The following is a 25708-nucleotide window of genomic DNA, read 5'->3' on the forward strand; positions in this document are numbered from 1 at the left end:
GAGAACTCCATCTCCGGCGACGTCAGGGCAGACGTGAGCACCGGAGGTCTCTCCCGCCACCTGAGATCGGTGACCGGCGGCCCCGGGCACCGGCTCCGGTCTGGCGACCGTCCCGGCGGCCGTGTTGACGAGGCCGACGCGCGGGGATACTCCCCTCCGCGACCGAGTGTGTCACCTGCGTGAACTCGGCGCGACAGGGCCCCGAGTGGCACTGCGCACCACCGGGCCCGGGAGTCGGTTGCTCACGACCGGCACAGACCGTGAGGGTTACCGTGCGCGGGTGATCAGCCGCCCGCTCCGGGTCCTCGGGGTCGTGCTCGCCGTCGGACTGCTCGGGCTCTCGACGGTCGCCGCCGCCCCGCCGACCGGCGGCGCCGTGCGCAGCGAGGACATCCGCATCGACGTGCGCGACGGTCCCGCGCGCGACCAGCCCCAGAGCCTCGACGCCACGCTGTGGTTTCCGGGGACGTCGGGGCCGGCGCCTGCGGTGCTCGTCGCGCACGGTTTCGGTGGGAGCAAGCAGTCCGTGGCCGACGAGGCACGCACCTGGGCCGAACGGGGCTACGTGGCGCTGGCCTGGTCGGCGCGCGGCTTCGGGAACAGCACCGGGCAGATCGCGCTCAACTCCCCCGAGTACGAGGTCGCCGACGCCCAGCAGCTCGTCGACTGGCTCGCCGCCCGCCCGGACGTGCGCCAGGACGGGCCCGGCGACCCGCGCGTGGGCGTGACCGGCGCGTCGTACGGCGGGGCGCTCTCGCTGCTGCTCGCCGGGTACGACCGCCGCGTCGACGCCACCATCCCGATGATCACCTGGAACGACCTCGGCCAGGCACTGTTCCCGAACCGGGGCGGGGCGGACCCCGCGACCACGCCCGCGGCGAGCGCCGGCGGTGCCGACGGGGTGTTCAAGCGCGCATGGTCGGCGCTGTTCTTCAGCAGCGGCTCGCGCCCCGCCCCCGGGCAGGAGCAGGACGCCCCGCAGGTGTGCGGGCGGTTCCTGCCCGAGGTGTGCGCCGGGTACGTGGCCGCCGCCACCTCCGGCCGCGAGCCCGCCGACCTCGCGAGCTTCTTCACCCGCGCCTCGCCGGCCAGCGTCGCCGACCGCATCACCGCGCCGACCCTGCTCGTGCAGGGCGAGCGGGACACGCTCTTCGGGCTCGACCAGGCCGACGCCACCGCGCGCCAGATCGCGGCCGGCGGAGGCACGGTCGCGGTGAGCTGGTTCGCCGGCGGCCACGACGGCGGCGGGCCGGATCGGCGCACCACCGAGCGCATGGAGGCGTGGTTCGACCACCACCTCGCCGGGACCGCCCCGGACCCGGGCACGGCGTTCACCTACGTCGTGCCCTCCGGGGTGCAGGCGCGCAGCGCGCCCACCCAGCGCACGATCACCGCGAGCGTCTACCCCGGTCTCGACGGGGCGGGTGGCACGGCGCGTACGCCGCTGGCGCTGCACGGCGACCCGCAGGACGTCGTCGCCCCGGCGGGCGGGGCGCCGTCGGCGATCTCCTCGGTGCCCGGGCTCGCGGCGCTCGCCGGGAGCGCGGCGGGCGGCTCGGGGTCCGGCTCGGGGACCGGGGACGACGATGACGACTCGGGTGACTCCGGGGGCGGCTCGGGCGGTGGCGGCTCCGGGGGCGGCTCCGGGGGCGGCTCCGGGGGCGGCTCCGGGGGCGCGTCCGCGCTCGTCGGCCGGCTCGCCGCGGATCTCCCCGGGCAGGCGGCGCGGTTCTCGACCGACCCGCTGCCCGCGCGCACGGTCGTCGCCGGCGCCCCGCAGGTCCGAGTGGCGGTCTCCTCGGTGCCCGGCCGGCCGACGGGCGAGCCCGTGCTGTTCGCCAAGGTCTACGACGTGACCGCCGGCGGGGCCGACACCGGTGGGGCAACGCCCGGGACCCGCACGCTGCTGGGCAGCGCCGTCTCGCCGCTGCGCCTGCCCGCGCCCGGGCCGACGCCGACCGAGGTGACGGTCAGCCTCCCCGCTGTGGTGGCGACGCTCGCCGCGGGGCACCGGCTGGAGGTCGTCCTGTCGACCACCGACCAGGCGTACGCCGCGGCCACCGCGCCCGCGGTGCACCGGATCGGGCTGGCGTCCGACGCCTCGCTGTCCGTGCCGACGGTGCCCGGCGACGTGCGCAGCGGGACCTCGGTGCCGCTGGCCCCGCTCGTCGCGGCGGGCGTGCTGGTGCTCGGCGTCCTCGTGACGTGGTTGGTCGCGCGGGTCCTCGCCGCGCGCCGGCGTCGCCGCGACCTCGAGCCCGGCGGCGCGCTCGCCCTCGATGAGGAGCTGGCCGACACGCCGCTGGTGGTGCGCGGGCTGTCGAAGTCCTTCACCTCGGGGTTCCGGGGCGGGAGCGGGCTCGTCGCCGTCGACGACGTCTCGTTCACCGTCGAGCGCGGCCAGGTGCTCGGCCTGCTCGGGCCCAACGGCGCCGGGAAGACGACGACGCTGCGCATGCTGCTCGGCCTCATCGCCCCGACGGCCGGCGAGCTGCGGATCTTCGGGCGCCGGGTCACCGCCGGCGCGCCCGTGCTGGGCCGCGTCGGCGCGTTCGTCGAGGGCGCGGGGTTCCTGCCGCACCTGTCCGGGCGCGCCAACCTCGAGCTGTACTGGGCCGCCACCGGCCGCCCGGCGCAGGACGCGCACCTCGAGGAGGCCCTGGAGATCGCCGGGCTGGGCGCGGCCGTCGACCGGACCGTGCGCACCTACAGCCAGGGCATGCGCCAGCGGCTCGCCATCGCCCAGGCGATGCTCGGGCTGCCCGACCTGCTCGTCCTCGACGAGCCCACCAACGGCCTCGACCCGCCCCAGATCCACGCGATGCGCGAGGTGCTGCGCTCCTACGCGCGTGGCGGCCCGGGAGACGTCGAGGGGAGCACGCCGACAGGGCCGCGGAGCTCGACCCAGGAGCGCAGCCGCACCGTCCTCGTGTCCAGCCACCTCCTCGCCGAGGTCGAGCAGACGTGCGACCACGTGGTCGTCATGCACCGGGGCAAGGTCGTCGCGACCGGCGAGGTCGCCGAGCTGGTGGCCGGCGGGCAGGTCGCGGTCACCGTCGACCCGGGCCGCCGCGACGACGCCGTCGCCGTCCTGCGCGGGCGCAACGGCGTGGGTGTTGAGCCGGACCCGGGCGACGCGGGCATCGTGCTCGTCGACCTGCACGGCACCGACCAGGCCGACGTGGTGCGGACACTGGTGGAGGCGGGTCACGACGTCCGCGGGGTCGGCCCGCGCCGCCGCCTCGAGGACGCGTTCCTGGCGCTGATCGGGGAGGAGGGGGCGCGGTCATGACCGTCATGACGACACCCGTGGAGGAGGCGCGCACGCTGCCCGTGCGTGTCGAGCTCCTGCGCCAGTGGCGACGCCGGCGCACCCAGGTGACGTTGGCGCTGTTCGCGCTGCTGCCGGTGATCCTCTGGATCGCGTTCTCGGTCGGCGACGACCCCTCGCCCGGCGCCGCCGCCACGAGCCTCACCGACCTCGCCCAGGCGTCGGGGCCGAACTTCGCGGTCTTCGCGCTGTTCTCCTCGGCGAGCTTCCTGCTCGTGGTGGTCGTGGCGCTGTTCTTCGGCGACACGATCGCCAGCGAGGCCTCGTGGTCGTCGCTGCGCTACCTGCTCGCGATCCCCGTGCCGCGGGTGCGCCTGCTGCGGCAGAAGGCGATCGTGGCGGCGATCCTGTCGCTGACCACGCTGATCGTGCTGCCGGTGGTGGCCGTCCTGCTCGGGACCCTGGTCTACGGGGCCGGCGACTACCTCTCCCCCACCGGCGAGTCGCTCCCGTACGGCACGGCGCTCGTGCGCATCCTGCTCGCCGTGGTCTACCTGGCGGTCCACCTGCTCTGGGTGGCGGGGGTGGCGACCCTGCTCTCGGTGGTGACCGACGCCCCGCTCGGCGCGGTCGGCGGGGCGGTGCTCGTGTCGATCCTGTCCCAGATCCTCGACACGGTCGACGCGCTGGGCTCGCTGCGCAACCTCCTCCCGACCCACGAGGTCTTCGCCTTCGCCGACCTGCTCACCCTCGACGTCGACGGCACCGACCTCGCCCGCGGCATCCTGTCGGCCTTGGTGTGGTGCATCGCCTTCGGCGCGACAGCAGTCTGGTGGTTCCGCCGCAAGGACATCACCAGCTAGCCCGCCCGGCACACGGGTGTGCCAGCGATGCGGCGTCGCTGGCATCTGACGCCAGGATCGCCACACGCTCGCTGCGGCGGCGTGCGCCCGGGCGTGTCGCACCGGCCCGCATCGCGAGAGGCACGGTCCGCAGGCGCCGCCGCCGCGCACGTCGGCGACTGGTCAGTGATGTCATGAGCCGCACCATCGCGGGTCACTCACTGCACCAAGTGCCATTTTCTGCCCGTTATCGGGCAGAAAACTGGCCTGAATCGCGTCAGCGAGGCACCCTCGCTTCTCGTGGACCCCGAACTCGTGCGCCATGTCGCCGCGTCGACGGGTCTTCCCGGGGAGGTCGCCGCCCGCGTGGTGGCCGACGTCGTCGCCTACTACTCGGAGACCACCGAGGAGTTCGTGCGGCGGCGCCACCGGGAGCTGCAGGCCCGCGAACGCAAGAACGCCGAGATCTGGGCGGTGATCGCCGACGAGCTCGCGCACCGCCCGGTCGCCCCTGGCGAGATCAGCGAGCGGCGCCTGCGACGGATGGTCTACGGATAGAGGGGAATCGATCATGTGCGGCATCGTGGGGTACGTCGGCCCTCGACCGGCGACCAAGATCCTGGTCGACGGGCTCACGCGCCTGGAGTACCGCGGGTACGACTCGGCAGGTCTGGCCGTCGCCCACCGCAAGTCCCTGCGCACCACCCGGTCGGTCGGCCGCGTCGACGACCTGCGCGCCGCGGTCGGCGAGGACGACTCGCCCGGGCGCACCGGCATCGCCCACACCCGCTGGGCCACCCACGGCGAGCCGAGTGAGCGCAACGCCCACCCGCACACGGACGCGGCCGGGCGCATCGCCGTCGTGCACAACGGCATCCTCGAGAACGCCGACGAGCTGCGCGCCAAGCTGACCGCCGAGGGCGTGACGCTCAAGTCGGACACCGACACCGAGGTTCTCCCGCACCTCGTCGCGCGGGCCCTGGACGGCGGGTCGAGCTCGCTGGAGGAGGCCGTCCGCGAGACCCTGCGCGTCGTCGAGGGCACCTATGGGCTCGTCGTGCTCGACGCCCGCAACCCCGACGAGCTCGTCGTCGCCCGCAACGGCAGCCCGATCGTGCTCGGCCTCGGGGACGGCGAGATGTTCGTCGCCTCCGACGTCGCCGCGCTCGTACGGCACACCCGCCAGGTCGTCTTCCTCGCCGACGGCGAGCTCGCGACGCTGACCGCCGCCGGCTACGAGGGCTCGCGGCTCGGCCCGCCCACCACGGTGGACGTCGACGACGCCGACTACGAGCTCGACGGCCACGAGGACTTCCTGTCCAAGGAGATCCACGAGCAGCCGGCGGCCCTGCGCCGCGTCCTGGCCGGGCGACTCGACACGCGCTTCGCCACCGCCCGCCTCGACGGAATGCACCTCGACCCGCGGGAGCTGCGCGGCATCCGGCGCGTGACGTTCCTGGGGTGCGGGTCCGCGCTCTACGCCGGGCAGATCGGGGCGGGCCTCGTCGAGGAGCTCGCCCGGATCCCCGCCGACGCCGAGCAGGCCAGCGAGTTCCGCTACCGCAACCCGCTCGTCGATCCCGAGACGCTCTACGTCGCGGTCAGCCAGTCCGGCGAGACCATCGACACGCTCGCCGCCGTCGAGGAGCTCCAGCGCAAGGGCGGGCGGGTCGTCGGCGTCGTCAACGTCATCGGCTCGGCGATCGCGCGCCAGTGCGGCGCCGGGATGTTCCTGCACGCCGGGCCGGAGGTATCGGTGGCCTCGACGAAGGCGTTCAGCTCGATGGCGACGTCGTTCACGCTGCTCGCGCTGCTGCTCGGCCGCGTCCGGGACCTCTCCGCGGCGCACGGCACGCGGCTCGTCGAGGGCCTGCGGCGGCTCCCCGACGCCGTCGAGACGGCACTGACGACCTCCGAGGAGGTCGCCGAGGTGGCCAAGCGCTACGCGGACGCGCGCTCGATGTTCTACCTCGGCCGGGTGCGCGGGGCGGCGGTCGCCCGCGAGGGCGCGCAGAAGCTCAAGGAGATCTCCTACGTGCACGCCGAGGCGTACGCGGCCGCGGAGCTCAAGCACGGGCCGCTCGCGCTCGTCGACGCCTCCATGCCCTGCGTGGTGGTCGTCCCCGACGACGAGCTGCTGGCCAAGAACATCAGCACCATCGAGCAGATCCGCGCCCGCGGCGGGCCGGTCATCGCCGTGACCAACGCCCAGCTGCCCGACGGGCTCGCCGACGCCGTGCTGCGCGTGCCGCGCCTCGAGCCCGAGCTCGACCCGATCCTGCTCGGCGTCCCGCTGCAACTGCTGGCGTACCACTGCGCCGCGGTGCTGGGCCGCGACATCGACAAGCCCCGCAACCTCGCCAAGAGCGTCACGGTGGAGTAGCGCCCGCTCGTGAGCACTTTCCGGGCCCATGGGCCCGGAAAGTGCTCACGTGGGCGGGAGGCCCACCTCGAGCGTGAGGGGGCCGTCCGGGTCGGGCGCGTCGACGGTCGCGTGCCCGCCCGGGCGCAGGGCCCCGGCCACGATCCGCCGCGACAGGGCCCGGTCGACGTCCCGGGTGACGGCGCGCCGCATCGGGCGGGCGCCGAGCGCGGGATCGTGGCCGCGGGCGACGAGGACGTCGACGGCCGCGGGCGTCACCGTCAACCCGACGTCCTGGGCGGCGAGGCGCTCGCGGGTCCCGTCGAGGAGGAGCTCGACCACGGCCCGCCGGGCGTCGTGGTCGAGCGGCGTGAACAGCACGACCTCGTCGACGCGCCCCAGGAACTCCGGGCGCAGGGCGCGCGCGAGGGCGGCGAGCACGCTCGCGCGGGCATCGTCGGGGTCGCGACCCTCGGTCAGGGCGGCCGCGCCGAGGTTGCTGGTCATGATCACGACGGCGTCGGCGAACGACACGGTGCGCCCGCGCCCGTCGGTGAGCCGCCCGGCGTCGAGGACCCCGAGCAGCAGCGCCAGCACGTCGGGGTGGGCCTTCTCGATCTCGTCGAGTAGCACCACGCACGACGGCGTGCGCCGCAACGCCTCGGTGAGCTCGCCGGGCCGGTCGTGCCCGACGTAGCCCGGCGGCGCGCCCGTGAGACGGCTGACGGTGTGCGCCTCGCGGAACTCCCCGAGATCGAGGCGCACGAGACGCTCGTCGGACCCGTGCAGCGCCTCGGCCAGCGCGCGGGCGAGCTCGGTCTTGCCGACCCCCGTGGGCCCGGCGAACAGGAACGACGCCACCGGCCGGCCCGGCTGGCCCATGCCCGCCCGCCCGGCGAGCACCGCGTCGGTGACCGCCTCGAGCGCGTGGTCCTGGCCGACGACCCGCCGGCGCAGGTGGTCGGCGAGCCCGAGCAGGCGCGTGCGCTCGGAGTCGGTGAGGTGGGCGACCGGCAGGCCGGTGCGGTCGGCGACGACCTGGGCGACGTCGGTGACCGACACCGTCGCGGACGCCCCCGGGTCCTCGCCGCGCCGCAGCCGTACGCGCGCCGCCGCGGTGTCGAGGGCGTCGATGGCCTTGTCGGGCAGGAAGCGGTCGCGGACGTGGCGCGCGGTGAGCTCGACGGCGGCGCGGCGGGCGTCCTCGGGAAGCCGCACCCCGTGGTGCTCCTCGTAGCGCGCCCGCAACCCGTCGAGGATCGCGACCGTCTGGTCGACGCTCGGCTCGTCGACGGTGATCGGGGCGAAGCGCCGCTCCAGCGCCGGGTCGGACTCGACGTGGCGGCGGTACTCCTCCAGCGTCGTCGCCCCGACGACCTGCAGCTCGCCGCGCGCGAGCGCGGGCTTGAGGATGTCGGCGGCGTCCATCGTGCCCTCGACCCCGGCGCCGGCCCCGACGACCGTGTGCACCTCGTCCAGGAAGAGGATCACCGCGCGCTCGGTCGCCGTGACCTCGTCGACCAGCCGCCGCAGCCGCTCCTCGAACTCCCCGCGGTACTTCGTCCCGGCGACGAGCCCCGCGAGGTCGAGAGCGACGACGCGCCGCCCCGCCGCCCCGGGCACCGTGCCGGCGGCGATCTTGGCCGCGATCCCCTCGACGATCGCGGTCTTGCCGACCCCCGGGTCGCCCACCAGCACGGGGTTGTTCTTGGTGCGTCGCCCGAGGATCTCGAGGACGGCGGCGACCTCGCGCTCGCGGCCGACCACGGGGTCGAGACGCCCGGCACGGGCCGTGGCGGTGAGGTCGCGGCCGAAACGGTCCAGGACGGGCGTCCGGCTGTCGCCCCGCGGGCGCCCCGGATCGTCGCCACCCTGCTGCCCGAGATCACCGAAGCCCTCGACGAGCCGGCCGATCAGTTCCTCGAGAGGGTTGGTCCAGCCACCGGGACCGTCGGATCCGCGGTCGCGTCGGGCGTCGTCGCTCACGCCTCCATGATGCGCGTCAGCAGGAGGGCTCGATCGAGAGGACGCCCGGCAGCGTGCGGACCCGGTCGGCGAACTCGGCGCACTCGGCGCTGGTCAGCGCGACGGTGCACTGGACACAGGAGCAGGAGACGCCCTCGTGGACGTCGACCGAGAAGTCCGGGACCCGGTAGCCGAGCGAGCAGAGCGCCGAGGCGAGATCCATGACGCCGGGCATCCCGCCGGTGGTGAGGATGGTGAACGGTCGCGGCAGCCGGGAGGCCCGGCGAGGGGCGGGGGCGGTGCGAGTCGGTTCGAGAGTGGTCACGACGGGGCTCCTGGGGATCCGGTGGTGTTCGTGGATCCGAGCCAGGTCTCGGCGTCGTCCGCTGCGAGCCCCTGGAGGGGCGAGCGGTGGTGCGCGCCGGGGCCCTGGCTCACCCGGCGCGCCGAAGTACTACCTCTCGACGACGAAGTCGCGCGGCCTGCATGTCGACCATGTTACCCCCGCCACTCCCTTCCCGGTCAATCGGGCGCGCCGCCCGGACGGCGGGTGCTCTGGATCGTTCTGACGACGCAGAACACCCACCGTGGGTCAGACCATGACGATCCCGCCGTCGATCATCACCGCCTGGCCGGTCATGTCGTCGGCGTCGCGGCTCGCCAGGTACGAGACGAACGACGCGACGTCCTCGGGCGTCTGCACCCGGCCCAGCGCGATGAGCTGCGAGCACTGCTTCAGCGCCTCGCCGTTGCCGGTGCCCAGGTAGCCGCCGAGGCCCTCGTCGATCTCGTCCTCTGTGCGCCGGTCACGGGTGCACCAGGATCTTCACGTTCGTCTCCTTGTGGTCGATCAGCTCGCGGAAGCCCTGGTCGACGATGTCCTCGAGGGCGATGCGGCCGGTGATGAACTGCTCGACGTCGACGACGCCGTCGCGGATGAGGTCGATGACCTCGGGGTGCCGGCCCGCGTAGGCGAGCGAGCCGATGAGCCGAATCTCGGAGAACACCAGGGAGTTGACGTCGAAGGTGGCCGGGTGGCCCCAGATCGAGACGTTGATGCAGGTGCCGCCGGGACGGGTGGACGCGACGGCCTGGGCGAGCACGGGGTCGAGCCCCGCGCACTCGAACGTGACGTCGGCCCCGGCGCCGTCCGTGAGCTCGCGGATCGCCTCGGGCACGTCCGTCTCGGTCGGGTCGAGGACGTGGTCGGCGCCGGCGCCCGGCGCCTTGGCCTTGCGCGCGTCGGCGGGCTCGACGACGACGATCTGGCCCGCCCCGGCCGCCCGGAGGGCCGCGGCGGTGACCAGCCCGATCGGGCCGGAGCCGAACACCGCGGCGGTCTGGCCCTTCTCGATGCCCGAGAGCTTGGTGGCGTGGTAGCCGACCGCCAGGGGCTCGACGAGCGCCCCCTGCTCGGTGGTCAGGCCGTCGATGGAGTGCACCCAGCGCTGGTCGACGACCATCTTCTCGGCGAACCCGCCCTGGTCGCCGTCGAGGCCGATGAACCCCAGCTGGCGGCACACGTTGTAGCGCCCGGCCCGGCAGGCCACGCACGTCCCGCACACGTCGTAGGGCTCGACGACCACCCGGTCGCCCTCCTCGACCCCGGTGACGCCGGAGCCGACGCCGGCGACCACCCCCGAGAACTCGTGCCCGAGCGTGATCGGGATGGCGCCGCCGGTCAGCGGGTGGGGGGCCTGCGGGGTGGGCGTGAAGATCGGCCCGTCGAGGAACTCGTGCAGGTCGGTGCCGCAGATGCCGCACCACTCGACGGCGACCTGGACCTGGCCGGGGCCGGGACGGGGTTCGGGCACGTCCTCGACGCGCACGTCACCCCGGCCGTGGAAACGAGCAGCCTTCATGGGGGTCCTCCAGCAGGATGGGCTGGCTCCATCCCACGAGAGTGACCGTGATCACGACCAGGGTTGCAGCGGTGTTGCACGCCTCCCGAAGAGGCGGACGGTGTCCTGCGGGGACGGCGGGACCACCTCGACGCCCGGCGCGATCCGGTACGGGCGCGCGGCGAGCAGGCCCCCGAGGACGCGGCGCAGCCGGGAGAGCTCGGCCCGCACGGTGACGAGGTGGTCGGCGTCGTCGTAGAGCGCGCGGCTGATCGCGGCGGCGTCGAGCCCGGCGCTCCCGGCCTGCATCAGCAGGGCGACGATCTGCAGGTGGCGCCGCCCGAGCGTGTGGCGCCAGACCTCGTGGCCCTCGACCAGCGCGGCCGGCGGGTCCGCGTCGAGATCCAGCCGCAGCCGGGTCCGGCCCGGCCCCGCGGTGTCCGACGGCCGCAGCAGCCAGCCGCCCGGCACGCGGTCGGGCAGGCACGCCCCCAGCCCGTGGACGAGCATCGCCTCGCCGGCCTGGGGCACGCCGACCCGGTCGCGCGGCGCCAGGCCCGTCGCGGCGGCGACCCAGCCGTGATCGTCGACGACGAGCGCCGGGCCGGTCTGGCGCGCCAGCACCGGCGCCGCCACCGCGCGCAGGCTCTCCAGCCGGGTCTCGTGCGCGGCCCACAGCCCGGTCTCGGCGAGGCGGACGGCCGTGTGCACCAGCGCCACGGTCGTCGGGTGGACCGTCGGCGCCGGACCGGAGAGGTCGACGACGCCGAGCATCTCGCCGGTCCTCGGGTCGTGGATCGGGCTCGCCGTGCACGTCCACGGGTGCTGGGCGCGGACGAAGTGCTCGGCGGAGAACAGCTGCACCGAGGCGTGCTCGGCCAGCGCCGTGCCGATGGCGTTCGTGCCCACCGACGCCTCGGTCCAGTCGGCGCCGGGCAGGAAGCCGAGAGAGTCGGCGAGCCGGCCCACCCGCACCGCTCCCTCGCGCCAGAGCACGAAGCCGTCGGCGGCGGTGACGACCATGATGTGCTCGGCGTCCTCGGCCACCGCGGTGAGGCTCGCCCGCAGCTGCGGGAGGACGCCCGCGATCGGCGACGCGGCCCGTCGCTGCTCGACGATCTCCGGCGGCGCGGGGTCGTCCAGCGCGCGCCCGTCCGGCGCGACACCGTAGGACAGGACGCGGTCCCAGGACCGGCTCACCACCCGGCGCAGCGGCGTCGTCGGACGGCTCCCGGACAGACGAGCGTCGTGAGCCTGGTGGAGCAGGCGCGCGTGCTGGCGCAGGTCGGTGCTCCGCGTGACCGCGCAGACCCTGTCGGCGGCGTGAGGCACGGGCTCCTCCTCGGCGTCGACGGACCTCGCCGCAGCCTAGGCACGTGTCCGTGACCGGCGCCATAGACCGGGTGCCTCACCGGGCGCTGCGTCACTGCACGCAGAACTCGTTGCCTTCCGGGTCGGCCATCACCAGGCACCAGCCGGTGGGCTCGTCGACCTCGCGCAGGAACCGGGCGCCGGCCGCCTCGAGCTTCTCGCGGTGCGCGTGGGCGAGCTCCTTGCGGCCCTCGCCGCCGTCGCTGACGTTGACGTCGAGGTGCACGCGGTTCTTCACCGTCTTGTCCTCGGGCACCTTCTGGAACAGCACGCGCGGCCCCACGCCCGCCGGGTCGACCACGGCGTTGAGCCGGTCCCACTCCTCGCGCGGGACGCCGATCTTCTCGGCGAAGTCGAACCAGCTGTCGAATCCCGGTGGCGGGGGCTGGACGACGTAGTCGAGGGCGAGAGCCCAGAACTCGGCTTGCTTCACGGTGTCGTGGGCGTCGAACGTGATCTGCACTCCCATGGCCATGCCGCCCAGTCTGGCGGGGGTGGCGGACAGCTCGCGTCCGGCACTCGGCCCCTGCCACCCGGGGGGGCTGATCGTGGCGCCCTTTCTGACGTTCGACGTCAGCGTGGCCGCCAGGCTGAAACACCCCGGGCCAGGCGCATGGCCGCCTCAGCTGACGCCGGCCGCGTCCATCCCCCGCATCTCCTTCTTGAGGTCGGCGATCTCGTCGCGCAGGCGCCCGGCCAGCTCGAACTGCAGGTCGCGCGCGGCGGCCATCATCTGGTCGGTGAGCTGCTGGATGAGGTCGGCCAGCTCCGCGCGGGCCATGCCCGAGGTGTCGTGGTGCGGGGCGATGCCCGAGCTGCCCCGGCCGCCGCCGGCCTCGCCTGCCGCGCGGCGTCCGCGGGAGCTGTTGCGCGCCGACCCGCCGATCTCGACGGACTCCTCGGTGTCCTCGGCCTCGCGGTAGACACGGTCGAGGATGTCGGCGATGTTCTTGCGCAGCGGCTGAGGATCGACGCCCCGCTCGGTGTTGTAGGCGATCTGCTTCTCGCGGCGCCGGTTGGTCTCGTCGATGGCGTACTGCATCGAGTCGGTGACCGTGTCGGCGTACATGTGCACCTGGCCCGACACGTTGCGCGCCGCGCGCCCGATCGTCTGGATCAGGGAGCGCTCGCTGCGCAGGAAGCCCTCCTTGTCCGCGTCGAGGATCGCGACCAGCGACACCTCCGGCAGGTCGAGGCCCTCGCGCAGCAGGTTGATGCCGACCAGCACGTCGTACTCGCCGGAGCGCAGCTGGCGCAGCAGCTCGACGCGCCGCAGGGTGTCGACCTCGGAGTGCAGGTAGCGGACCTTGATGCCGAGCTCGAGCAGGTAGTCGGTGAGGTCCTCGGCCATCTTCTTGGTCAGCGTGGTGACCAGCACGCGCTCGTCCTTGTCGACCCGGGTGCGGATCTCGCCCACCAGGTCGTCGATCTGGCCCTTCGTCGGCTTCACGACGACCTCGGGGTCGACCAGTCCGGTGGGGCGGATGACCTGCTCGACGAACTCGCCGCCGGCCATCCGCATCTCGTAGTCGCCCGGCGTCGCCGACAGGTAGACGGTCTGCCCGATGCGGTCGGCGAACTCCTCCCAGGTCAGCGGCCGGTTGTCGGTCGCCGACGGCAGACGGAAGCCGTACTCGACGAGGTTGCGCTTGCGCGACATGTCGCCCTCGTACATGCCGCCGATCTGCGGCACGGTCACGTGCGACTCGTCGATGACCAGCAGAAAGTCCTGCGGGAAGTAGTCGATGAGCGTGGCGGGCGCGGTGCCCGGGCCGCGGCCGTCGATGTGGCGCGAGTAGTTCTCGATGCCCGAGCAGAACCCGACCTGGCGGATCATCTCGATGTCGTAGGTGGTGCGCATGCGCAGCCGCTGGGCCTCGAGCATCTTGCCCTGGCGCTCGAGCTCGGCCAGGCGCTCCTCGAGCTCGGCCTCGATGGCCTTGACGGCCTTCTCCATGCGCTCGGGCCCGGCCACGTAGTGGGTGGCCGGGAAGATCCGCACGTCGTCGACCTGCTTGACGACGTCGCCGGTGAGCGGGTTGAGGTAGTAGAGCGACTCGATCTCGTCGCCGAAGAACTCGATGCGGACCGCGAGCTCCTCGTACGCCGGGATGATCTCCACGGTGTCGCCGCGCACCCGGAACGTCCCGCGGGCGAACGACATGTCGTTGCGCGTGTACTGCACGTCGACCAGCGCCCGGAGCAGTTGGTCGCGGTCGAGCTCGTCGCCGACGTTCAGCTGCACCGACCGGTCGAGGTAGGACTGCGGCGTGCCCAGGCCGTAGATGCACGACACCGACGCGACCACGACCACGTCGCGCCGCGAGAGCAGGTTGGACGTCGCCGAGTGCCGCAGCCGCTCGACGTCCTCGTTGATCGAGGAGTCCTTCTCGATGTAGGTGTCGGTCTGCGCGATGTACGCCTCGGGCTGGTAGTAGTCGTAGTACGAGACGAAGTACTCGACGGCGTTGTTGGGCAACAGCTCGCGCAGCTCGTTGGCCAGCTGCGCGGCCAGTGTCTTGTTGGGCGCCATGACCAGCGTCGGGCGCTGGACCCGCTCGATCAGCCAGGCCGCCGTGGCCGACTTGCCCGTGCCGGTGGCGCCGAGCAGCACGATGTCGTGCTCGCCGTCCTTGACGCGCTTCTCGAGCTCCTCGATCGCCGCCGGCTGGTCGCCCGCGGGGTCGTACTCGCTGACGACCTCGAACGCGGCACCGGTGCGCTCGATCTCGCCCACCGGACGGAACTCCGAGTGCGCGAGGGCGTCGTCGGGGAGCCCCTCGGGGTTCTCCCCGTCGCGGGCCGAGCCCGGTACCTCTGTCGCGAAGGCCATGGGATCGAGGTTAACCGCGACCCCCGACAGCGTCGGTCCCGCCGGCGGCCACCCGCTGCCACGAGCGGCGCAGCGGCGCGGTGTCGTAGCAGATGGTGAGCCGCGCGATGCGGTCCCGGGTGTCGGTGAGCGTCACGAGGTCGACCACGTCGAAGGGGGCGGGCGTGCCGTCGCCGAGCACCCACGCGTAGTGGAAGGCCAGCGCGACCTCCCGGTCGTCCGTGGGGTCGACGTACACACGGCGCAGCTCCGTGCTCGACGGTGACGAGTCCGCGAACAGCTCCGGGTAGAACCGCGCGGCCGGCCGCGTCCCGTACAGCGGGGAGACCACCTCCGCGCCCGGGGTGAAGCAGGCGAGGACGTCGTCGACCGATCCGGCGTCGAGCGCGGCGAGATAGCGACGGAGGACGGGCGGCGTCACCGGGCACCCTCCCGGCGCCGGGCGGCCGCCTCGAACCCGTCGAGCAGGCACTGCAGGCCGAAGTCCCACCGAGAGCCGGCCGGACGGCCGGCATCGGTCATCACCGCGATCAGGGCCGGATAGCGGTCCGCGTGGGCGGCGACGAGGTCGCGCATCGTGCTCCCGCCCGCGGGATCGGCGGTCCACGGTCGCGTGCCGGCCGTGGCGGCCGCGAGGGTGGTGCGCAAGTGCCCGAACAGCATCGTCACCGCGTCCATCCGCTCGTCGGGTGCCAGGCCGAGCGGCTCGACGACGCGCACCGCGGCCTCGACCCACCCGACCTCGCGCGGGCCCATCACCCGCTCCCCCACGGTGATCCACGGAAGCCACGGGTGCCGCGTCCAGACGTCCGACACCCGGCGGGCGAACTCCACCGCCTGCTCCCGCCACGTCCCGGTCAGCGCGTCCGGGCCGGGCGGCTCCTCGACGGCCGCGTCGATCATGAGGGCCTCGAGCTCGTCCTTGCCCGCGACGTAGCGGTAGAGCGCCATCTTGGTCAGCCCCACCTCGGCGGCCACCCGCTGCATCGACAGCCCGGCCAGCCCGTCGCGGTCCGCCACCCCGACCGCCGCCCACGCGATCTCGTCCAGCGTGAGGGCGCGGCGCGGGCCGCGCGTCGGCTCGCCGGGCGGCCGCCAGAGGAGGTGGCCCGTGTCGGTCGTGCTGGCCATGCGGTTCCCCTTGCCTCGCCACACCTACTGTGTCTAACGTACACAGTGTCCAGCGGACACAGTTTATCTGCCGACGGAGGTCACGATGACGCTCACCGCCTCGACCACGCACCCCACCGACACCACGCCCACCCGTGGCCGGGCGGCCGTCCGGCGCCGGCGGGCGCTCGGGATCGTCGCCGCCGTCGTGGTGACGCTCGCCGTGTGGCTGGTGGGTCACCTCGCCGGCGCCGACTACTGGATCACCGACAGCCAGGGCACCGTCCGCATCGACGCCCTGCTCACCGCGGAGGTCACGGTGATCCTCGGACTGGCCGGCTGGGGCCTGCTCGCCCTGCTCGAGCGCCTGACCCGGTACGGCACCGCGATCTGGACGGTCCTCGCCGTGGCCATCGTCGTCGCCTCGGAGATCCCGGTCGTCCTCGTCGAGGCCACCACCGCCACGCACATCGCGCTGGCCGCGGTCCACCTCGCCGTCGGCGCGGTGCTCATCCCGCTCTTCGTCCGCGCCTGTTCCTGATCGGCGGCCGTCCCCGACACCCGCTCCCCGCGCGCGTGGGAGCGGGTGTCCCTCGCGCCTGGCCTAGGGTCACGGCCCGTGGGCCTGCACTCCCCGAAGATCGAGACCTTCGACGTCGCCGCCGGCACGAACACCGATCCCAAGGGCTTCGTGCGTGTGGTCGACGTGTACCGCGAGGAACCCTTCGGCCTGTACGTGAGCCGGGCCATGGTCGACCACCCGACCCTGACCCACCTGAGGTCGTGGCTGCTGCCGGCCCTCGGCATCCGGGTCACCGACTTCACCTGGAGGCCCGGCGAGGAGCGGCTCCAGGACCACTACATCGACATCGTCGACGTCACCCGCGACGGCTCGACGTGGTGGACCGAGGACCACTACGTCGACCTCGTGGTGTACACCGGCGAGCGCACCGAGGTCCTCGACCTCGACGAGCTCGCCGCGGCCGTCGCCGCCGGGCTCCTGGACGTCGAGCGGGCCGAGCGGGCGCTGGGGACGAGCCACCGCACGCTGGCCGGCCTCGCCGAACGGGGCCACGACCTGGACCGATGGCTCGCCGGCCACGACATCACCCTCACGTGGTCGTGACCTGGGTCATGTAGCGAATGACACCGCTGACATTCGGGTAGGGGCCGCCTCCCCGCCACCCGGACGGGTGTCCTAGGGTCCACCGCCGTGAGCCCGGTCGTCTCCCGCCAGCTGGTCGAGGTCGTCGACACCCGTGCGGCGACCCGCACCCTCCCCCTCGCTCCCGAGCAGGTCCTCGAGCGGGCCCTCGACCGGTGGCACGTCGCCGACGGCCACCTGCGCACGACGGTGCTGAGCCCCGAGGACCCCCTCGTCCTGGCGGAGACGTGCTGGTACGTCGCCGACCACGGTGTGCGCATACGCCGCCGCCGGCCGCGCGAGGGCGACGCGGCGGCGGTGATCACCGAGATCGGCGCGGTGCGGATCGTCGTCGACGGGGCGCAGTGGCGCTGCACCGACCTGCTGCTCGGTCTCGAGGTCGTGCCGGGACGCCCGGCGCGGGTCGTCCACGACGCCGACTTCGCCGCCGCCGTCGCGGGTGGCGTGCTCTCCGGGGCCGACGCCGACGAGGCGATGAGCACCGTGCACCGCGTGCTCGGCGAGCTCGTCGACGCCCGCCACGACCTCGAGGCGTGGACGGGCTCGCTCGGGATCGGCTCGCTCTCCGGGTCGTGAGGCCTCAGCCCGGCGCGTGCTCGAACGGCAGCTGCTGCAGCCGGACGCGCTCGGGCTCGATGACCATGACGATCGACGAGCGCACCGGGAAGTCCGCGCCGGTGTAGCGACGGCTCATGCCGTCCATGATCTCGAGGGCCCGCTCGCCGTCGATCTCCTCGACCACCCGGCCCCGGATGATCGCGGAGCGGTACGGGTCGTGCTCGTCGGCGACGGAGATCGCGATCCGCGGGTCGCGCCGCAGATTACGGATCTTCAGGTGCGCCTCGGTGGAGAAGATCGCGAGCCGCTCGTCGTCGAGCACCTCGAGCCAGACCGGCGAGACGTGTGGCGCGCCGTCGCTCATCAGCGTGGCCACGTGCGCCATGTTGCGCGCCGTCAGCAGCTCCTTGACCTCGGGGTCCCACGGAGTGGCCATGAGCCGATGCTACGGCTCCCGATCGACGGTTCCCGGCGGTATCGCGCTCCGACCACCGCCCCACCGGGTCACGGCAACGCGACGTCCGCGCGCACCCGCGCGGCATCCGACCTGACCCGCTGCGGGTCCTCGACGGCGCGGTCGCGGGCCGCGACGATCGCGTGCGCCTGCTTCGCCTGCTTCCGGTCCGTGCCGTCGAGCACCAGCAGGCGCGCCGGGCGGGCGGGGTCGGCGGACCCGTGACGCCCCGGGCCGGTGCGTGGGAAGCCGGCGGCGGCGAGGGCGTCGGCGAGCTCGTCCCCGGGGCGGACCGCCTCGACCAGCACGTCGACGACGTCGGGAGCGGGCAGGTCGGGCACCGCGCCCGGTCCGACGTGCTCGACGCGACGCACGGTCTCTCCGCCGGCGACGGCCACGCGCGCGGCCACGCGGCGCCCGGCCTGCACCCGGTCGTCGGCCGGCGTCACGATCCCGGTCGGGACGGGCACCGCCTTGCCAAGACCGACGTTCTCGGCGAACGGCACCAGCCGCTCGTGCCAGAGACGCACGACCTGCTCGCGCAGGGCCCCGGCGGCCCCCGCGTTCTCGAGCCACACGTCCGCGGCGGCACGCCGGGCCTCGTCGTCGGCCTGGGCCGCCATCCGGGCGCGGGCGTCCTCGACGGTCATGCCGCGGGTGTCGACGAGGCGGGCGACACGCACGTCCACCGGGGCGTCGACCACCACGACCAGCGCGAACGCTGCGGCCATCCCGTTCTCGACGAGCAGCGGGATGTCATGCACGACGACGGCGTCGTCCTCGGCGCCGGCCACCAGCTCGGCGGTCCGGGCGCCGATTCGCGGGTGCAGGATGCCGTTGAGCTGGTGGCGCTTGGCGTCGTCGCCGAAGACGATGCGGCCCAGCGCAGGCCGGTCGAGCGCACCGTCGTCGTCGAGCACGTCCTCACCGAACGTCGCGACCACCTCGGCGAGCCCGTCGCTGCCCGGCTCGACGACCTCGCGAGCGATCCGGTCGGCGTCGATCACCACCGCTCCCAGCTCGGTGAGCGTCTCCGCCACCGTCGACTTCCCCGCTCCGATCCCTCCGGTCAGCCCGAGCCTCAGCACGCCCGCAGTGTGCCCAGCCGGTGGCGGGCTCACTCGACCCGGGGTCGAGACTCGGTCCGCGAGTCACTCGTGTCCCGCACATAACAGCGGTAGGCTGACGTCCCGCCCGCACCATCCGTCTCATCCGAGGAGCCGCCGCGTGTTCCGTTCGCGTCGCCCCGCCGGTCGCCATCGCCTCGGCGACCCCGGTCTGACCTGGTGCCGGGCCCTGCCCCAGATCGCGACGGCCCTCGCGGCGCCGCACATCGCGCGCCGCGGCCTCGTCGAGCGCCTGCTCGCCGGCTCGCGGCACCTCCGCCCGGCCTTCGGCACCGCGGCGCCGCCGGCCTTCGGGTAGGTCGTCGCCGGCTCCGCGAGGGGCACGTTCCGCGGCTCGCGAGCCTTGTCGATCATGCGCAGCGCGCCCCCTCGCGAGCTCCCGCACGCACCGGCTCCATGATCAACGGGGACTTCGCGCGCCTAGAAGCCGCGAACACCACGTTCGCTGCACCCCGCGATCGCCGCGCACACGACGACGGGCCCCCACCCCGCGAGGGATGAGGGCCCGTCTGTCGAGCTGAATCGGAGGCGGGTCGAGCTCCGCTCCGTCTCCCGGCCGCTGATCAGCCGCCGGAGAGCTTCTCGCGCAGCGCCGCGAGCTGGGCGTCGCTGGCGAGCGCGCCGCCGCCGCTCTGGGACGGCGGACCCTGGCCCGGGTCAGACGAGGCATCGGCGTCGTCGCCGCGCTCGTCGTCGTCGGACGACGGGCCGCCCGAGGAGTAGTTGGCCGGCGCGGCCTCGGCCGCCTCCGCCTCCTGCTCCTGGGTGCGCTGCAGCTGCGTGATGTGCTGCTCGTAGCGGGCGTACGCCGCCTGGTACTGGCGCTCCCACTCCTCGCGCTGCGACTCGTACCCCTCGCGCCACTCGCCGGTGTCCGGGTCGAAGCCCTCGGGGTAGATGTAGTTGCCCGCGTCGTCGTACTCGGCCGCCATGCCGTAGAGCGCCGGGTCGAACTCGGTCTCCGGCGTCATGCCCTCGTTCGCCTGCTTGAGCGAGAGCGAGATGCGGCGACGGTCGAGGTCGATGTCGATGACCTTGACCATGACGTCGTTGCCGACCTGGACGACCTGCTCCGGCACCTCGACGTGGCGCTCGGCCAGCTCGGAGATGTGCACCAGGCCCTCGATGCCCTCGTCCACGCGGACGAACGCACCGAACGGCACGAGCTTCGTGACCTTGCCGGGCACGATCTGGCCGATCTGGTGGGTGCGGGCGAACTGACGCCACGGGTCCTCCTGCGTCGCCTTCAGCGACAGGGAGACCCGCTCGCGGTCGAGATCGACGTCGAGGACCTCGACCTTGACCTCCTGGCCCACCTCGACCACCTCGGACGGGTGGTCGATGTGCTTCCAGGACAGCTCGGAGACGTGCACCAGACCGTCGACCCCGCCGAGGTCGACGAACGCGCCGAAGTTGACGATCGACGAGACCTGGCCGGACCGGATCTGGCCCTTGGCGAGCTGGTTGAGGAACTCGCTGCGCACCGCCGACTGGGTCTGCTCCAGCCACGCGCGGCGGGAGAGGACGACGTTGTTGCGGTTCTTGTCCAGCTCGATGATCTTGGCCTCGATCTCCTTGCCCACGTAGGGCTGCAGGTCGCGGACGCGGCGCATCTCGACCAGCGAGGCGGGGAGGAAGCCGCGCAGACCGATGTCGAGGATGAGGCCGCCCTTGACGACCTCGATGACGGTGCCCTTGACGGGCTCGTCGTTGTCCTTGAGCTGCTCGATCGTGCCCCAGGCGCGCTCGTACTGCGCACGCTTCTTGGACAGGATCAGCCGGCCCTCCTTGTCCTCCTTCTGGAGAACGAGGGCTTCGACCTCGTCGCCGACGGCGACGACCTCATTGGGGTCGACATCGTGCTTGATGGACAGCTCACGCGAGGGGATGACGCCCTCGGTCTTGTAGCCGATGTCGAGGAGGACCTCGTCCCGGTCGACCTTCACGATGGTTCCTTCGACGATGTCGCCATCGTTGAAGTACTTGATCGTCTGGTCGATGGCGGCGAGGAAGTCCTCTTCCGACCCGATGTCGTTCACAGCCACCTGGGGGCTGGTCGTCGTCGGGGCGGTGTGGGTGTCGATGGACATACGGTGGACGGCTCCGGGAACATGGTCAGATCGAGCGTGCAGGGACCCCACGCGGGGGCCGCCGTCCTGACGCGCGCACCGTCGAGCCCGACGAACGCCAAGGTGGAGACGAGAATCGCCGCCCACCGCTGCCTGAGTAACGGAACGCGGACAGGGCGAGACCACTCACGTGGACCTTCATCGTAACCGCGTCCGACACGGCCCGGCAATCGGGGCACCCCGCACCGATTCCCGGCGTGTCGCACGCGGAACGGACGGCGTGTCGCTCCCGCCGAGCCCCCGGCCGGGCGACGCGGACCCCGCATCCGGGCGTGTCAGGATGCCCCGGTGCCGAACCCCGCGCCTCTCCCTCCCGCGGAGGAGACGTCGGCGGGGCTCGCGCCCGGCGCGGCGGGCGTCGCGCGGCGGGCGGTCGGGCCGGAGGAGTCGTGCGCCGCGAGCCGGGCGTGGTGGGACGCCGACGCCGACGACTACCAGGCCGAGCACGGCGCGTTCCTCGGTGACGACGACTTCGTCTGGTGCCCGGAGCGCCTGCGGGAGGCCGACGCGCACCTGCTCGGCGACCCCGCGACGCTGCGCGGCCTCCGGGTGCTCGAGGTGGGGTGCGGAGCCGCCTCGTGCTCTCGGTGGCTCGCCCGGACCGGCGCGCGGGTCGTCGGCCTCGACCTCTCGGCCGGCATGCTCCGCCACGCCCACGCCGCCGACGCCCGCACGGGGACGACCGTGCCGCTCGTGCAGGCCGACGCCGGCGCGATCCCCCTGCCCGACGGCAGTGTGGACGCGGCCTTCTCGGCCTTCGGGGCCATCCCCTTCGTCGCCGACCCCGGTGCGGTGATGCGGGAGGTGGCGCGCGTGCTGCGTCCCGGCGCGCCCTGGGTGTTCGCCGTGAACCACCCGATGCGCTGGATGTTCCCGGACGACCCGGGTCCCGCCGGCCTGACCGTGTCCCAGTCGTACTTCGATCGCACGCCCTACGTCGAGGTCGACGACGACGGCGGCGCCGTCTACGTCGAGCACCACCGCACGCTCGGCGACCGGGTCGCCGACGTCGTCCGCGCCGGGCTGGTGCTCGAGCGGCTGGTCGAGCCGGAGTGGCCGGAGGACCTCGACGCCGTCTGGGGCCAGTGGTCACCGCTGCGGGGACGGCTCTTCCCGGGCACGGCGATCTTCTGCTGCCGGCGACCGGGAGAGGTCGAGGGGAGCACGCCGACAGGGCGGCGGAGCTCGACCCCCGGGGCATCGGCGTGATCGGCCGGTCGCGGGCGGCGGGACGCTCGCCCGAGCTCGTCCTCACCGAGCTGCTGCGCGACCAGCAGGCGCGCTTCGCCGAGACCGACGCCGGCCTGCCGCCCGCGGTGCTGCCCCCACCCGGCGACGTGGTGGTCGTCGACACCGGCGCGGCCGGCGAGGCCGCCGCCGTCGTCACCCACCACAGCTGGCCGGCCGGCAGCGCTCCCCTGCTGTGGTCGGCGTCCGAGGTCACCGAGCTGCACCCGGTGCTCGGGCACTCCGGCCGCGCCGGTGCCGACGCGCTAATCACCGAGTGGCTCGCCCGCATCCCCCCGCGGGTGCGCGCAGCGAGCGACTCGGCCGCCGTCGTCACCTGGCCCAGCCGCGACGTCGCCGCGGCGCGCGCGTTCCTCGACCACGGGCTCGTGCCCCTCGCGGTGCTCGCCGTGCGCCCGCCCGGACCGCTGCCCGCCGTCGCCGACCCCGATCCGGCGCTCACCCTGCGCCCGGCCCGCGACGACGACCTCGACGCGTGCCTCGAGCTGGCGATGCACGAGATCGCCTACTCCAGCCTGGTCGGCGGCAGCGTGCTGCGCCCCGACGCCGAGGCGGTGAAGCGCGCGGCGCTGCGCGAGCGCTGGCACCGCGGCGAGCCGATCTGGGTCGCCGAGCGCGAGGCCCGGTTGGTCGGCTTGCTCGAGTGCGGCCTCACCGACGCCACCCCGGGCACCTGGCTCGCGGGACTGCTGCCCGCCGGCCGCTGGGGCTACGTCAACTGTGCTTCGGTGCTGCCCGGCCTGCGCGGACACGGGGTCGGGCACGCGCTCGTCACGGCCGCGCTGCCCGCCCTGCAGCCGCCCGGTGCGCGAGGGACCTACCTCTACTACAACCCACCGAACCCGGTGTCCTCGGTGTTCTGGCCTCGTCACGGCTACCGCCCGCTGTGGACGCTCTGGGAGGTCCGGCCCGCAACAGCACTCCGCTAGGCGGCACCTCGAGCAACTAGTTCCAGATCGTCACGTACACCGGCGGGCGGAAACGGGACGGGACGACGCCGCGGTGCGGCGAGCGCATCACGGCCGTCGCCTCCGGTGTGGTGAGGAACCGCGCGAACGCCGCCGCCCCCGCGCTGCGGATCTCGGGGCGGAGGGTGGTCGCGTGCCACGGGGTGTCCACCGGTGTCGCGGCGGTCGGGACCACGCGCAGGTCGCCGCGCCGAAGCTGGTTGATCACGAGGTGGGCGGTCGCGACCGCGACACCCCCGCCGGCGACCGCCGCCTCCCACGCACCCGCGTGGGAGGAGAACACCTGGATGCGCTTCTCGGGCACGGCCAGCCGGCGCAGCAGCCCCGCGGTGACGCTGTGGTCGTCGCCCGCGCTCGGGTCGACGAGCCAGGGCCAGCCGAGCGGACGCCCCGCCAGGCTCAGGTCGGGAGCGGCGACGACGACCACCTGGGCGCGCAGGACGGGCTCGCTGACCAGGCGCAACGCCGGGTCCGCACCGATCGCCGGACCGAGGGCGATGTCGGCGAGCCGGTTCGCGACGAGGACCTCGAGCTCGGCCGTCGAGGCCACGCTCGTCGAGACCTCGTAGCCACCCGAGCGGGTGTCGAACGCGGCGGCCAGCGGGCTCGCCACGAACTCGGCCATCACGGAGGCGGTCACCACCCGCAGCTCCTGGGCCCGCCCCTGGACCGAGCGCACGGCCGCCTCGGCCTCGGCGCCGAGAGCCACCATCTGCGAGGCCAGGCCGAGCAGGCGTGTGCCGGCCGGGGTGGGCTCCATCCGGCCCTCCACGCGCACGACGAGCGGGTCGTCGAGGTGCTTGCGCAGCACCGCGAGGGCCTGGGAGACGGCCGAGTCGGACACCCCCAGGGCCTCCGCGGCCGCGTGCACCGTGCCCAGGCGCGCCACGAGCACGAAGGTGTGCAGCTGGGTGAGCGTCACCCCGGCGAGTGTGGGCGCAACCTCATCCGGCCGCCAGCGCTCCCTTAAGCGATCGCTCAGGGACGACTTCCTCCGCGGCCGGACCTTCGCGAACCTGATCCGAGCGCGATCGGCATCGGCGCCGGTCGGAGAGCTCGGGGGACGATCCCATGCAGGTTCCTGCCCAGTTCGCCTACGAGCGAGCCGCGACCGTCGACGAGGCGATCGCTCTGCTCGCCCGTCACGGCCCGGACTCCCTGGTCGTCGCCGGCGGCCACAGTCTGCTGCCGATGATGAAGCTCCGGCTGGCCGAGCCGTCGACGCTCGTCGACATCAACGGCCTGACCGAGCTCGGCCACGTCCGGGTCGAGGGTGACGAGGTCCGGCTCGGCGCGCTCGTCCGGCACGCCACGGTCCTCGAGTCACCGGTGGTGCGCGAGCACTTCCCGATCCTGACCGACGCCGAGCGCGTGATCGCCGATCCGATCGTGCGCAACCGGGGCACGGTCGGCGGTTCGCTCTGCCAGGCCGACCCGTCCGAGGATCTCTCGGCGGCGTTCTCGGCGCTGCGCGCCTCGGTCGTGATCCGCTCGGCGCGGGGCGAGCGGGTCGTGGCGGTCCGCGAGTTCCACCGCGGCCCCTACGAGACCGCCGTCGAGCACGGCGAGCTCCTGGTCGAGGTCCGCGTCCCGATCCGTCCCGGTACCGGCAGCGCCTACCAGAAGGTGGAGCGGCGGGCCGGTGACTGGGCTGTCGCGTCGGCGGGCGCCGTGATCACCCTCGAGGGCGACACCGTCCGCGAGGCCGGCATCGGGCTGACCGCGGTGGGCGCCGCGCACTTCGTCGCGTCCGAGGCCGAGGACGCCCTGCGCGGGGGTCCCGCCACCCACGAGGCCTTCGCCGCCGCCGGGCGGATCGCCGCCGAGCACTGCTCGCCGGGCGCCGACCAGCGCGGCCCCGTCGACTACAAGCGCCACCTGGTCTCCGAGCTCGTGACCCGGACGTTGCGGCGGGCCACGGCCCGCGCGCGGGGGGAGGACCGATAATGCAGATCACCGTCACCGTCAACGGCACGCCGACCACCCGCGATGTCGAGCCGCGGCTGCTTCTCACCCATTTCCTGCGCGACGAGCTGCGACTCACCGGCACGCACTGGGGCTGCGACACCACCAACTGCGGGGCGTGCGTCGTGCGCCTCGACGGGGTGCCGGTCAAGTCCTGCACCGTGCTCGCCGCCATGGCCGACGGCGCCGCCGTGGACACGGTCGAGGGCCTGGCGCACGGTGCCCAGCTGGACCCCGTCCAGGAGGGATTCGTGACCTGCCACGGCCTGCAGTGCGGGTTCTGCACGCCCGGGATGCTCATGACGAGCCGGGCGCTGCTGGACCGCGACCCCGACCCCTCCCCCGCGACGATCCGGGAGGCGATCTCCGGGCAGATCTGCCGCTGCACGGGCTACGAGAACATCGTGCGCTCGGTCCGGTGGGCCGCCGAGCACCAGCGCGCCGAGGTGACCTCGTGACCGGCGTCCAGGACCCGGCGGTCCAGATCCACGCGGCCGAG

25 protein-coding genes are annotated in these 25708 nt (G+C 73.8%); 12 read left to right on the plus strand and 13 right to left on the minus strand.

Features of this window, described 5'->3' with window-relative positions; all coding sequences use genetic code 11:
- The first annotated feature begins 280 nt into the window (after nucleotides 1–280).
- The 4 genes from AC2A1K_RS07935 to glmS all read left to right on the plus strand — a co-directional run bounded on the left by AC2A1K_RS07935 (nucleotide 281) and on the right by glmS (nucleotide 6496).
- Nucleotides 281–3292, plus strand: coding sequence for an alpha/beta fold hydrolase (locus AC2A1K_RS07935; protein ID WP_483895763.1), 3012 nt, complete (start codon nucleotides 281–283; stop codon nucleotides 3290–3292).
- Nucleotides 3289–4134, plus strand: a complete 846-nt coding sequence (locus AC2A1K_RS07940; RefSeq protein ID WP_483895764.1) for an ABC transporter permease — start codon at nucleotides 3289–3291, stop codon at nucleotides 4132–4134. The genes AC2A1K_RS07935 and AC2A1K_RS07940 overlap by 4 nt, the downstream gene beginning before the upstream one ends.
- Nucleotides 4135–4413: 279 nt before the next feature.
- On the plus strand, nucleotides 4414–4671 hold the full coding sequence (locus tag AC2A1K_RS07945) for a hypothetical protein (protein ID WP_483895765.1): 258 nt from the start codon (nucleotides 4414–4416) through the stop codon (nucleotides 4669–4671).
- 13 nt (nucleotides 4672–4684) lie between these two features.
- A complete protein-coding gene (gene glmS, locus AC2A1K_RS07950) occupies nucleotides 4685–6496 on the plus strand; it encodes a glutamine--fructose-6-phosphate transaminase (isomerizing) (protein ID WP_483895766.1) in 1812 nt (603 codons plus the stop codon).
- Nucleotides 6497–6541: 45 nt separating this feature from the next.
- Here glmS and AC2A1K_RS07955 read toward each other — a convergent pair whose 3' ends face one another.
- The 9 genes from AC2A1K_RS07955 to AC2A1K_RS07995 all read right to left on the minus strand — a co-directional run bounded on the left by AC2A1K_RS07955 (nucleotide 6542) and on the right by AC2A1K_RS07995 (nucleotide 15616).
- Nucleotides 6542–8461, minus strand: coding sequence for an ATP-dependent Clp protease ATP-binding subunit (locus AC2A1K_RS07955; RefSeq protein WP_483895767.1), 1920 nt, complete (start codon nucleotides 8459–8461; stop codon nucleotides 6542–6544).
- 16 nt (nucleotides 8462–8477) lie between these two features.
- Nucleotides 8478–8765, minus strand: a complete 288-nt coding sequence (locus AC2A1K_RS07960) for a hypothetical protein (RefSeq protein ID WP_483895768.1) — start codon at nucleotides 8763–8765, stop codon at nucleotides 8478–8480.
- Nucleotides 8766–9032: 267 nt separating this feature from the next.
- Nucleotides 9033–9227 (minus strand): SDR family oxidoreductase, encoded by a 195-nt coding sequence (locus AC2A1K_RS07965; RefSeq protein ID WP_483895870.1) that lies wholly within the window; start codon nucleotides 9225–9227, stop codon nucleotides 9033–9035.
- A 19-nt stretch (nucleotides 9228–9246) separates the two neighbouring features.
- Nucleotides 9247–10302 carry a 2,3-butanediol dehydrogenase gene (locus AC2A1K_RS07970; RefSeq protein ID WP_483895769.1) on the minus strand — a complete coding sequence of 352 codons (1056 nt, stop codon included), beginning with the start codon at nucleotides 10300–10302 and terminating at the stop codon, nucleotides 9247–9249.
- 51 nt (nucleotides 10303–10353) lie between these two features.
- Nucleotides 10354–11613: a GAF domain-containing protein gene (locus AC2A1K_RS07975; protein ID WP_483895770.1), complete on the minus strand. Its 1260-nt coding sequence runs from the start codon at nucleotides 11611–11613 to the stop codon at nucleotides 10354–10356.
- 91 nt (nucleotides 11614–11704) lie between these two features.
- Nucleotides 11705–12127 (minus strand): VOC family protein, encoded by a 423-nt coding sequence (locus tag AC2A1K_RS07980; RefSeq protein ID WP_483895771.1) that lies wholly within the window; start codon nucleotides 12125–12127, stop codon nucleotides 11705–11707.
- 147 nt (nucleotides 12128–12274) lie between these two features.
- Nucleotides 12275–14485, minus strand: a complete 2211-nt coding sequence (gene uvrB, locus AC2A1K_RS07985) for an excinuclease ABC subunit UvrB (protein WP_483895772.1) — start codon at nucleotides 14483–14485, stop codon at nucleotides 12275–12277.
- 10 nt (nucleotides 14486–14495) lie between these two features.
- Entirely contained in the window at nucleotides 14496–14906 is a 411-nt protein-coding gene (locus tag AC2A1K_RS07990) for a nuclear transport factor 2 family protein (protein ID WP_483895773.1), read from the minus strand.
- Nucleotides 14903–15616 carry a TetR/AcrR family transcriptional regulator gene (locus AC2A1K_RS07995; RefSeq protein ID WP_483895774.1) on the minus strand — a complete coding sequence of 238 codons (714 nt, stop codon included), beginning with the start codon at nucleotides 15614–15616 and terminating at the stop codon, nucleotides 14903–14905. Before AC2A1K_RS07995 ends, AC2A1K_RS07990 begins: the two co-directional genes overlap by 4 nt.
- A gap of 85 nt (nucleotides 15617–15701) precedes the next feature.
- On the opposite strand from AC2A1K_RS07995, the gene AC2A1K_RS08000 reads away from it, so the two are divergent.
- The 3 genes from AC2A1K_RS08000 to AC2A1K_RS08010 all read left to right on the plus strand — a co-directional run bounded on the left by AC2A1K_RS08000 (nucleotide 15702) and on the right by AC2A1K_RS08010 (nucleotide 17336).
- Nucleotides 15702–16136, plus strand: a complete 435-nt coding sequence (locus tag AC2A1K_RS08000) for a DUF6069 family protein (protein ID WP_483895775.1) — start codon at nucleotides 15702–15704, stop codon at nucleotides 16134–16136.
- 78 nt (nucleotides 16137–16214) lie between these two features.
- Nucleotides 16215–16721 carry a ribonuclease FAU-1 family protein gene (locus tag AC2A1K_RS08005; protein ID WP_483895776.1) on the plus strand — a complete coding sequence of 169 codons (507 nt, stop codon included), beginning with the start codon at nucleotides 16215–16217 and terminating at the stop codon, nucleotides 16719–16721.
- A gap of 87 nt (nucleotides 16722–16808) precedes the next feature.
- Nucleotides 16809–17336 carry a DUF402 domain-containing protein gene (locus tag AC2A1K_RS08010; protein ID WP_483895777.1) on the plus strand — a complete coding sequence of 176 codons (528 nt, stop codon included), beginning with the start codon at nucleotides 16809–16811 and terminating at the stop codon, nucleotides 17334–17336.
- Nucleotides 17337–17340: 4 nt separating this feature from the next.
- Here the strand turns inward: AC2A1K_RS08010 and AC2A1K_RS08015 are convergent, their stop codons facing one another.
- Both AC2A1K_RS08015 and coaE read right to left on the minus strand, forming a co-directional pair.
- Complete coding sequence (locus AC2A1K_RS08015) at nucleotides 17341–17754, minus strand: PPOX class F420-dependent oxidoreductase (RefSeq protein WP_483895778.1); 414 nt, start codon at nucleotides 17752–17754, stop codon at nucleotides 17341–17343.
- A gap of 68 nt (nucleotides 17755–17822) precedes the next feature.
- Nucleotides 17823–18860: a dephospho-CoA kinase gene (coaE, locus tag AC2A1K_RS08020; RefSeq protein WP_483895779.1), complete on the minus strand. Its 1038-nt coding sequence runs from the start codon at nucleotides 18858–18860 to the stop codon at nucleotides 17823–17825.
- 139 nt (nucleotides 18861–18999) lie between these two features.
- On the opposite strand from coaE, the gene AC2A1K_RS08025 reads away from it, so the two are divergent.
- Nucleotides 19000–19197: a hypothetical protein gene (locus tag AC2A1K_RS08025; protein WP_483895780.1), complete on the plus strand. Its 198-nt coding sequence runs from the start codon at nucleotides 19000–19002 to the stop codon at nucleotides 19195–19197.
- A gap of 265 nt (nucleotides 19198–19462) precedes the next feature.
- On the opposite strand, the gene rpsA is transcribed toward AC2A1K_RS08025, so the two are convergent.
- Nucleotides 19463–20989, minus strand: coding sequence for a 30S ribosomal protein S1 (rpsA, locus tag AC2A1K_RS08030; RefSeq protein ID WP_483895781.1), 1527 nt, complete (start codon nucleotides 20987–20989; stop codon nucleotides 19463–19465).
- Nucleotides 20990–21316: 327 nt separating this feature from the next.
- On the opposite strand from rpsA, the gene AC2A1K_RS08035 reads away from it, so the two are divergent.
- Both AC2A1K_RS08035 and AC2A1K_RS08040 read left to right on the plus strand, forming a co-directional pair.
- Nucleotides 21317–22237 (plus strand): class I SAM-dependent methyltransferase, encoded by a 921-nt coding sequence (locus AC2A1K_RS08035; RefSeq protein WP_483895782.1) that lies wholly within the window; start codon nucleotides 21317–21319, stop codon nucleotides 22235–22237.
- Complete coding sequence (locus AC2A1K_RS08040) at nucleotides 22234–23205, plus strand: N-acetyltransferase family protein (RefSeq protein WP_483895783.1); 972 nt, start codon at nucleotides 22234–22236, stop codon at nucleotides 23203–23205. Before AC2A1K_RS08035 ends, AC2A1K_RS08040 begins: the two co-directional genes overlap by 4 nt.
- Nucleotides 23206–23221: 16 nt before the next feature.
- Here AC2A1K_RS08040 and AC2A1K_RS08045 read toward each other — a convergent pair whose 3' ends face one another.
- Nucleotides 23222–24166 (minus strand): LysR family transcriptional regulator, encoded by a 945-nt coding sequence (locus AC2A1K_RS08045; RefSeq protein WP_483895784.1) that lies wholly within the window; start codon nucleotides 24164–24166, stop codon nucleotides 23222–23224.
- Between the two features lie 149 nt (nucleotides 24167–24315).
- Here AC2A1K_RS08045 and AC2A1K_RS08050 point away from each other — a divergent pair, with 149 nt between their 5' ends.
- A complete protein-coding gene (locus tag AC2A1K_RS08050) occupies nucleotides 24316–25191 on the plus strand; it encodes an FAD binding domain-containing protein (RefSeq protein ID WP_483895785.1) in 876 nt (291 codons plus the stop codon).
- A complete protein-coding gene (locus AC2A1K_RS08055; protein ID WP_483895786.1) occupies nucleotides 25191–25667 on the plus strand; it encodes a (2Fe-2S)-binding protein in 477 nt (158 codons plus the stop codon). The genes AC2A1K_RS08050 and AC2A1K_RS08055 overlap by 1 nt, the downstream gene beginning before the upstream one ends.
- Nucleotides 25668–25708 lie beyond the last annotated feature (41 nt).

This window comes from Actinomycetospora sp. 2LY8.5, assembly GCF_057180585.1.